Annotated in this window: 4 protein-coding genes; 2 read left to right on the top strand and 2 right to left on the bottom strand. The window is 44.7% G+C overall.

The genetic code is table 11. From position 1 onward, the window contains the following. A partial coding sequence (locus tag R7E29_RS16415; protein ID WP_318082753.1) for a Calx-beta domain-containing protein occupies window positions 1–980 on the bottom strand: 980 nt, incomplete at its 3' end. Between the two features lie 389 nt (window positions 981–1,369). On the opposite strand from R7E29_RS16415, the gene R7E29_RS16410 reads away from it, so the two are divergent. Both R7E29_RS16410 and R7E29_RS16405 read left to right on the top strand, forming a co-directional pair. Further along, window positions 1,370–2,683, top strand: a complete 1,314-nt coding sequence (locus R7E29_RS16410; protein WP_021707835.1) for a TolC family outer membrane protein — start codon at window positions 1,370–1,372, stop codon at window positions 2,681–2,683. A gap of 2 nt (window positions 2,684–2,685) precedes the next feature. Further along, a complete protein-coding gene (locus R7E29_RS16405) occupies window positions 2,686–3,300 on the top strand; it encodes an OmpA family protein (RefSeq protein ID WP_005377363.1) in 615 nt (204 codons plus the stop codon). 87 nt (window positions 3,301–3,387) lie between these two features. Here R7E29_RS16405 and R7E29_RS16400 read toward each other — a convergent pair. Then, a partial coding sequence (locus R7E29_RS16400) for a tandem-95 repeat protein (protein WP_318082752.1) occupies window positions 3,388–9,549 on the bottom strand: 6,162 nt, incomplete at its 5' end.

The raw sequence follows: 9,549 nt of genomic DNA, 5'->3' as shown, positions 1-9,549 counted from the left end.
AGGCCTAGCTCGACTTGAACAGTGGACTCGGAGGCATTCGACAGCGTCACTTTGAAGTTCGCTGTCTCACCCTCATTAACCGTACCTGCATCACTCATCGTTACCGCTGGGCGATCATCATCAGGATTTGAGCCAGGTCCACTACCATCATCTAAAATAGTGGCAGTCCCAGTAACAGGTGTGCTTTGTTCTTCTGTCGTGCCAGAGAGCGTAAACGTTTCTGGGCCTTCAAATACAGAGTCGTCAATAGAGTCTATAGAGACCGTAAAGTCACTTTCACCCGGTGGGATCGAAATGGTAAAGGTTCCGCTTTCACCGACTGAAACTTCTTCTGTTGTACCATCAGAAAATGTTATGAGGACACGCTCATTGACGTAGTCACTCCCGTTCTCGTCAGCTGAGCCGCCTGTTGCGGTTCCATCAAGGAGAGAAAGAATGACATCAGTATTGTCTTCAGTTGTTTGACTTAGAGTAATATCGAATACAACTTGGTCACCTTCGTTGATAGTCGGACTAGATATTTCTTGAACTAAGATAGTCGGTGGTACAGGGCCATTAATTACTCTGAAAAGATCCAACAAAGATAGTGCTTGAGTTGTAGATAGTCCGATTCCATCAATACCGACGGTCTCAAAATTCGTACTAGCCAACAATTCAGCGCCAGTACGATCTATTGCACCAGTATTTTGGGGGCTAGAACCACTTTCCTCACCAGCAGCTGGCTCAAAATCCTCACCAAGAGCAGCCGGGTCTTCTCCACTAGCGATAGCCTCGATTAGCGCAGTGACATCATCAGTAACGTTAATTGAACTACCTTGCGGTGTTACCTGTTGTACAATTAATTCTGATGTATCAGAAACTTCCTCAATAATTAATTCACCAGGCTGAGGTAGCTGACCACTTTCAAGACTTCTCAGGTTCCCATCAAGCCCTATAACCACGACATTGCTCATCAATGAACTTAACGCTACTCGATCCATGCTCTTCATCCTTGTATTAGTTTAATTAAAGGCTTGTTACTGCACTAAACACGTCTATAGTTTAGACAAAATATGAATTTTTCGTTTTATTCCAAGAGGATTTAGTTTTTTGAGAGTAATAAGGAAAATAACCGAAGAATTTGCCTTCATTTAAACCAGTTTCCGCTATGCTCTTAAGATAAAAAGGTTTTCTACGAAAAAATCGACCACTTACCAAGCAAGCTTTGCCTCGTATGCTAGAGTTTAGAGAGTAAGATTGTTGTTTTTTATTGAATTAAACATTTAAACATCAACAAGTTGATAATACGCACTAAGAAAATTCATTGTTTGTAACTTCTCGTCTCAAATATGAAACAGAATAAGAGCGACATGATTTTAGGAGAACTAACGTGAGATGGAATCGAGTACATATAGCCTGCTGTTGCTTAATAGTGTCTTCACCAGTTTTCGGTCAAACTCTAGAGCAAGCGGTTGCACAGACGCTACAAAATAACCCCGATATTAAAAGTGCATTTAACGAGTTTATGAGCCAGAAGTACATAAATGAAGCTTCATCAGGTGCTTACCTCCCCTCTGTTGATCTAGATGCTGGAATTGGATATGAAGGATTAGACCCGTCAGATGAAGTTGGTCGAGGCGACACGGATTACACTCGAAAGGAAGCTTCAGTGACACTGACCCAACTAATATGGGATGGTAGCGCTACGTTAAATGATATTGATCGAACCGCAGCTGATGCTGAATCTGTTAGATTTCAACTCTTAGCAGATGCTTCAGATAAGGCACTTGAAGTGACTAAAGTGTACTTGGACGCTGTTAAAGCGTATGAAGTCCTAAAGCTTTCAGAAAACAACCTTGCTGTTCATAAAGATATTTACGATGATATTAAAAAACGAGTCAACTCGGGTATCGGCTCTACTGCTGACTTGACGCAGGTAGAAGCACGTTTGGCAAAAGCACACGGAAACTTAGCTGCTGCTCAAAATAACCTGTATGACTCTCACACGATGTTCACTCGTTTAGTCGGTCAAACACCACAAGGGTTAATCTTTCCGAGAGCGGACCAAAACTTTATCCCGTACACGGTTGATGAAGCGGTAGGCTTGGCATTTGAACTTCATCCCGTTATTCAAGTGGCGCTCGCAGACGTAGACTCGGCTAAGTTTCAATACAAACAGTCTAAAGGTGTTAATTACCCAACCATTTCCATTGAAGCTTCGCAAACATGGCGTGACGACGCTGATGGTTTAAAAGGTCGAAGTGATGAGACACTTGCCATGCTGCGTCTACGCTACAACCTATTCAATGGCGGCAGTGATGCAGCGAACTCAGAAAACTTCGCCTACCAGCTAAATAAAGCAAAAGACTTGCGTGAAGGTGCCTATCGCAATGTTGAAGAAGGGTTAAGGCTTTCTTGGAGTGCGCTTGATTTAACATTACAACAAAAAGAGTTTCTATCAGATCATGTAGACTCTGCGTCTGAGACCGTAATTGCTTACGAGAAGCAATATCGCATCGGTAAACGAACACTGCTTGATCTATTGAACACTGAAAACGAGCTCTTTGAGGCGCGTAAAGACTACTTAGATTCTAAATACGCAGAGCAGTACGCCAAATATCGAGTGATGAACGCAACTGGGCAACTGTTGAGTGCATTAAGGGTTGAAATGCCTAAAGAATGGCTAGAAGAAGTGGAGTATTAATTATGAAACACATAGCTTTTATTACACTCTCATTAATGCTCTCCGCATGCAGTTCATCAGATCGTGGTGATGAATATGATTACATAGATACCCCAATTGCCGATCAGTGGGCTGATCATATAGATGATGACTCTGACGGAGTCATTAACGAGCGAGATTTGTGCCCGGGTACACCTTTGGGTGCCGAAATAGACAACGACGGTTGTGGTTCGTACGTTGACTCCTCACAAGAAATGCAAATTCGAGTACTATTTGCGAACGATTCCGATGTGATCAACCCTATCTTTACGCAACAAATTCTTGAACTATCCGACTTTTTGAAAGAGTACCCGAACACGTCTATAGAGATTCAAGGTTATGCTAGTCGCACTGGTACTGCAGAACATAATCTTGACCTATCTAAGCGCCGCGCTGAAAACGTTAGAAAAGAGCTCATGAAGAATGGCATTAGTGGAGATAGAGTTACCATTGTCGGCTATGGAGACACAGTACTTGCGACACAAGGTACAGACCAAGTTAGTCACGCATTGAACCGTCGAGTAACCGCAACAGTGATTGGCCACAAGGGTGAAGTGAAGAAAGAATGGACCGTTTTCACAACACTTCCAAAAAGCTAGCACAACAATAAACAGACCGTAAAAATAAAAGGTCTAGCAAATTGCTAGACCTTTTTTGATTTTAAATTTGACTACAGTTTAGCGCTACTACATGTCTTTGTACTGAGCTTCTAAACTCGCAATTAAGCTTTGAGTCACATCATCAACACTTGCACCGTCAAAATGGATGTCCAATGTCGAGCTCCCTTTTGTAATACTCAGGTTTGCCTCAGATCCCCCGTCTGGTGCCACTTCTACATGATACTCTCCGACATCACCAGTATGATCACCTGATTGAAGATCATTAAGAAGCTCTCCAATTTCATCTTTAGATAAGTCGTCAAACAGATCTGAGAAGTCTAGAGCGTCTTCATTTTTATTGAAGTCAGTGACAGTGTCGCGTTCATTGGACACATCAATCCATTTAAAGATGTCTTCACCGTCCCCCCCTGTCAAAATATCATTGCCGAAACCACCAATTAAAATATCATTGTCTGCACCACCGAACAGCTTGTCGTCACCACCTTGTCCAAACAAAATATCATCACCTGAACCACCAGAGATGGTGTCTGCTTGGTCGTAATAACGAGACTGTTCAAATTCTGCTTGGTTTTCAGTAATGTAGTGATGAACTTCTTCTTTCGTAACTAACGAAACATCCTTACCTAGTTGAGATGCTACGTAGTTTTGTAGCGCGGAAACTCCTTGCTCACCATCGACGTCGAAACGCATGGCATCACCAAAAATAATGTCATTTCCATCAAGGCTGTTAATCTCATCTTTGCCTTGCATCAATGAAACTTCCTTACCAAGGATCACTTCTGCTAGTTGGTTTACATCTATGTTAGCCCTTACTACACCATCAGAGTCGAAGTTTTCTAACGAATCTTCATCTAAGTAGCGACCAAGACCTATCGAACGAACCTCACTAAATTCAGCCAATGCTTGATATGCGTTATTCGCTTGAGATAGAACATTATTTCCATAATCATCATAGACATATGAGTTAAGCATTCTCCCCACCTGTTCACCAGTAGAGAGCGAATACACCGCCCCGCGAAAATCTATGATTGTTTTATTGTTGTATGTGACTGTATCACCAAACCTGTAATCACTTGGCAAAACATCCGCTAGCGTCACTAACTTTTGTTCTGACACGCCAAGTACGACACCCTCCCAACCACTAAACCAACTCGTATTGTTATCCGTAGCTTGGTTTGGTTGACCATCAGATATGAAATAACTTAGGTTTGTTGCGCCACTATCGGCATTAGCAAACCAGTCTAGTGCAGATTGGAACCCGGCTTCATAATTTGTATTACCATCACCGATTTGTAAAATTGCATCCAATGTAGACTCTATTTGCGATGTTGCGTTGTCAGCACTCAAATCTAATTCAAGTACCTGAGAGCTCCCAGTAGCAAATGTGGTCAATAAAACGTTCACTTTGCCCGAATGAGGGCCACTAGCACTTTCGGTAAGAGTATTCAGCACTGTTTTTAGCTCACCTAGCGCTAGACCAACGTCGTAACCCATGCTGCCTGATGTATCGAGCATAAAAGCAATGTTGTAGTCCTGCCCCTCGACAATCTGTAATCCTTGAACATCGCCAACAATCACATCATTGCTATCAGATCCAGCTATCTTGTTATCACCATGCGTACCGGAAACAAAATCATAATCTCGAACTGAAACAGAAGCCGTGTCCGTCCCCATTTGAGTATTGTTATTAACTTCAACACTTCCTGCCGTCGCTGTTACATCAAAATCTAACGAACCATTGTAATCGGCTGGTACAGTAATCGTACCGCTTAGTTGATGACTGGTTTGATTTGGTTCACTTGAAAGGTCAACCGTGTAAGAACCATCGCTGTTTTCAGCAACCGTTTTGCCATTCACCTCTAATGTTAGCCCTGAAGGAATTCCCGTTAAGGTGACGCTATCGTTAATGAATGACTCACTGCCATCCACATCGATAAGATCAAGGTTCAGCTCAAAAGAGACTTGCTGCTCTGTAAGTACAACATACTCTCCTGTGTTGTTATTTAGCTTGATAATGGCATCTTGGAAGATAAGTTGTTCAATTTCATAAAGGTGGTCACCCGACTCTTTATGAGTGCTCGAAACAACATCTTTTGTATCAATAAATCGGCTATCTTCGACAATCCAATACGGGACCTCTGAGTGGTCAGATGCAGGGTAATAGTTGAAGTTGTAATCAGACAACTTGCCAGAGTAAACAACTGTGTCCGTCTCCGCTTGATCATCTAATGAACCAATACCGCCATAGATAGAATCATTACCTCCTCCAGTCACAAAGATATCACTGCCTTGAGCATCAACGTTCGCACCTGCTTGTTGATCTCCGACAAAGCTCAGTGGCGATTCAGTGTCACCGCTTAGCATTAAGTCATTACCAACATGTCCGTTATTAAACGTTTGTGTCACCACATGTTCAAAGTCAAGCCCTGGTAAATTACTTGCCTCAAGCAGATCTTTAAGTTCTTCGTCTGTAGACCAGCTTCCGCCTAGTGTCACAGGTACAGACGTTACTGGACCGAAAGTAAGGTCAATCTTAATTGGGTCCGCGACAGGCTCTATGTCGATACTCAACGTACCTGAAGCAGAAGAATTGCCATCACTAACAGTGAAATGAATCTGCTCGTAAGTATCCAAGCCGTTCCCAACACCGTCTTTATCGAAAACATTTGCACCAGATTCATGTTCAGCAGGAACATAACGAACAAGACCATTTTCGATATCAGAAGCGAGCACACTTCCAGAAACCGCTTCCCAACCATCAGAACCTTTCACTTGCAGTGAGCCATTTAGAGCAGAAGTGTCAAACTCAACACTTATACTACTATCAACGATGCCTAAATGTTCTAGTGTTATAACAATAGCTTCGTCTTCTAATCCGGAAATTTCGTTGCTTTGAACTGCTGGCGGAACATCATTATCATCAATATAGCCAACGCCAGACACATCTCCGACTTTAATCACAAGACTCTCTGTTGATTCAACCAACTGATCATCAATACTTGGAATGGTAATCTCAAAGCCATTCACTCCGACTGGAACAATAAGGTATCCGCCCAAATACTTCACGCCATTAGTAAAAGTTGCGTTCGACAAATCAATGTCTTGAGAGCTCACACTAGAACCCTCTGCAGAGAAATCCACTTGATACTTAACGGTCTGATCTGTCGCGTTATTTAGTGAAACAGAAAACGTGACATTGTCACCCTCAACAACAGTAACACCTGCAATGCTCTCCACCACAGGTCCATTTTCCGCAACATTACCATCTAGTATTTCGTTAACGATATTGACCGTAGATGGATCACTAACTCCACTTTCAGAATCGACTGCCACATATCCAAAGCTATCCCCGGCAGGAATACCTTCTACATAACGTAACTCCCAGTTCCCTTCATTTTTCGTAGAAAAATCTAACTGAGTAATGACCGAACCTTCAGGAAGAGCTAGTTCTTGCCCAAAACCAACGCTTGTTTCTTGGAATAGCATGAAGTTGCCTTCAGGCTTCAAGAACTCGAACGTTTGAGTCTGTTCGATATTATTTGAATCTAAATACGTAACCGTAATAAGCGCAGCGTTGTCATCACCGTAATCAAACAATCCACCTAATCCATCTAAGCCAAGGTTTACGCTGCCCACAGGGTTATTAGACAAATCGATCGTAATTGTCTCGCCTTTCTCAATACCCTGCCCATCATTGTCAGCAATACCGTTTCCGATATGTGACACTTGGCGGTTGTATTGAGCAAGTTCACCACTATCAGAAGATATAGTGATGGAGGAACCATTAACTAAATGCTCAGTACGGGAGTGTGATGGACCTCCGTCCTCACTTAGCCCCCAATTATTGAAATCTGTTGTAGACTCGGAGCTATTTGGTGTATCTGGGCGATCCTTGATACCTAATAAGAAACCCACATTATCAGCTTCATAGTAAAGGCTATCTTTTTCATAAAGAGTGTCACTGACTTCTTTTATTTCATGCAGTTCACCGTTGTTATCTCTGAAGAACAATGTTCCTGAGGTCGGTAGTTCAGTAATCCGCACATGCAAATCGTTGCCATTTAAGTCATCTTCAATATCCGCTATATGATCCTGAGAGTCGCCATCACCTAAAGGTTTCGTATCAGTATCAAATACAACTTGCGTCAAAGGCTTGTCAGTAACATGCGTAAAGTCCTCACTGTCAGGTCTGTCATTCACTGGCGTCACATCGACGTTCACCGTGGTGGACTCTGACACCCCACCTGACGTAACGATGTAGGTGAAGCTGTCAGCCCCGTGGTAGTTGTCGTTTGGCGTGTAAGTGACGCTGCCGTCCGGGTTGACCGAGACCGTGCCGTTAGCTGGACCGTTATTGGTATCAAGCGACACCACTTTGTCGTCGCCTTCGAACGTGTCGTTATCTAAGACCTTAATGATGGTCGCCGTGTCTTCCACAACCGTCGCTTTGTCTGCCACGATGTCCGCCACAGGCGCAACCGTGAAGTTCACCGTTTGGCTAACGCTTTCACCGCTTGGATCAGTGGCAGTAAACGTTAGGATTTCTGAGCCGTTCCAGTCCGCGGTTGGAGTGAACGTAACAATGCCATTGACGATCGCCACTTGAATGTTGCTGTTGCCAGAGACGCTAAACGTTAACTCGCCATCGGCGTTATCCACATCGCTGAAAGCGGTATTTAGATCGATGGTGTATGGCGTGAAATCTTCCGCCAAGGTTTGGTCTGCGATGTTGCTTTCAACCACAGGTGTGTCGTTCACCGCATTCACGGTGACGGTGACCGTCGCTTGGTCAGTCAGTGCACCATCGGTGATGGTGTAAGTGATTTCAGCGTCACCATGGAAGTTCTCAGCCGGCGTGAAGACCAGTTTGCCGTCAACAATCTCGACTGTCCCTTGCTCACTCGGCACAGACGCCGATTGGATAGACAGCTTATCGCCATCAATATCGGTGTCGTTTGGCAGAACATCAATCGTCACTGGCGTGTCTTCGTCAGTGACAGCGGTATCATCTTTTGCCACTGGCGCGTCATTCACTGGCGTCACATCGACGTTCACCGTGGTGAATTCCGATACCCCACCGGAGGTAACGATGTACGTGAAGCTGTCTGTACCGTGGAAGTTGTCGTTTGGCGTGTAAGTGACGCTGCCGTCCGGGTTGACCGAGACCGTGCCGTTGGCTGGACCGTTATTGCTATCGAGCGACACTACTTTGTCGTCGCCTTCAAACGTGTCGTTACCTAGGACGTTAATGATGGTCGGCGTGTCTTCCACAACCGTCGCGCGGTCAGATTCAATATCTGCCACAGGCGCAACCATAAAGTTTACCGTTTGGCTGACGCTTTCACCGCTTGGATCAGTAGCCGTAAAGGTTAACGCTTCTGAGCCGTTCCAGTCTGCCGTTGGGCTAATGGTCGCGATGCCATTTTCTATTGAGACATTGACATTACTGTTACCTGAGACGCTAAACGTTAACTCACCATCGGCGTTATCCACATCGCTGAAAGCGGTATTCAGATTGATGCTGTATGGCGTGAAATCTTCCGCCAAGGTTTGGTCTGCAATGCTACTTTCAACCACAGGCGTGTCGTTCACCGCATTCACGGTGACGTTGACCGTCGCTTGGTCAGTCAGCGAACCATCGGTGATGGTGTAAGTGATTTCGGCATCACCATGGAAGTTCTCGGCCGGTGTGAACACCAGTTTGCCATCAACAATCTCAACTGTCCCTTGGTCACTCGGCACAGACGCCGAGTCAATACGTAATGTATCACCATCGATGTCAGTATCGTTTGGCAAGATATCAATCGTAACAGCGGTATCTTCTTGTGTTGTTGCCGCGTCATCGTTTGCCACTGGCGCGTCATTCACTGGCGTCACATCGACGTTCACTGTGGTGGACTCCGATACCCCACCCGAGGTAACGATGTAGGTAAAACTGTCTGCCCCGTGATAGTTGTCGTTTGGCGTGTAAGTGACACTGCCGTCCGGGTTGACCGAGACCGTGCCGTTAGCTGGACCGTTATTGGTATCGAGCGACACCACTTTGTCGTCGCCTTCAAACGTATCGTTACCTAAGACCTTAATGATGGTTGGCGTGTCTTCCACAACCGTCGCGTTGTCTGCCACGATGTCCGCCACAGGGGCTACCGTGAAGTTCACCGTTTGGCTGACGCTTTCACCGCTTGGATCGGTGGCCGTAAACGTTAGGGTTTCTGAGCCGTTCCAGTC

It is taken from the genome of Vibrio sp. Vb1729, assembly GCF_033338655.1.
Taxonomy (GTDB): domain Bacteria; phylum Pseudomonadota; class Gammaproteobacteria; order Enterobacterales; family Vibrionaceae; genus Vibrio; species Vibrio alginolyticus.
Note: the sequence above shows the minus strand (reverse complement) of the source record. Positions and strands in the feature narration are given on the sequence as shown.

Coding starts and splice junctions, on each gene's coding strand:
- R7E29_RS16405 (WP_005377363.1), top strand. CDS start 2,686: ATGAAACACATAGCTTTTATTACACTCTCATTAATGCTCTCCGCATGC.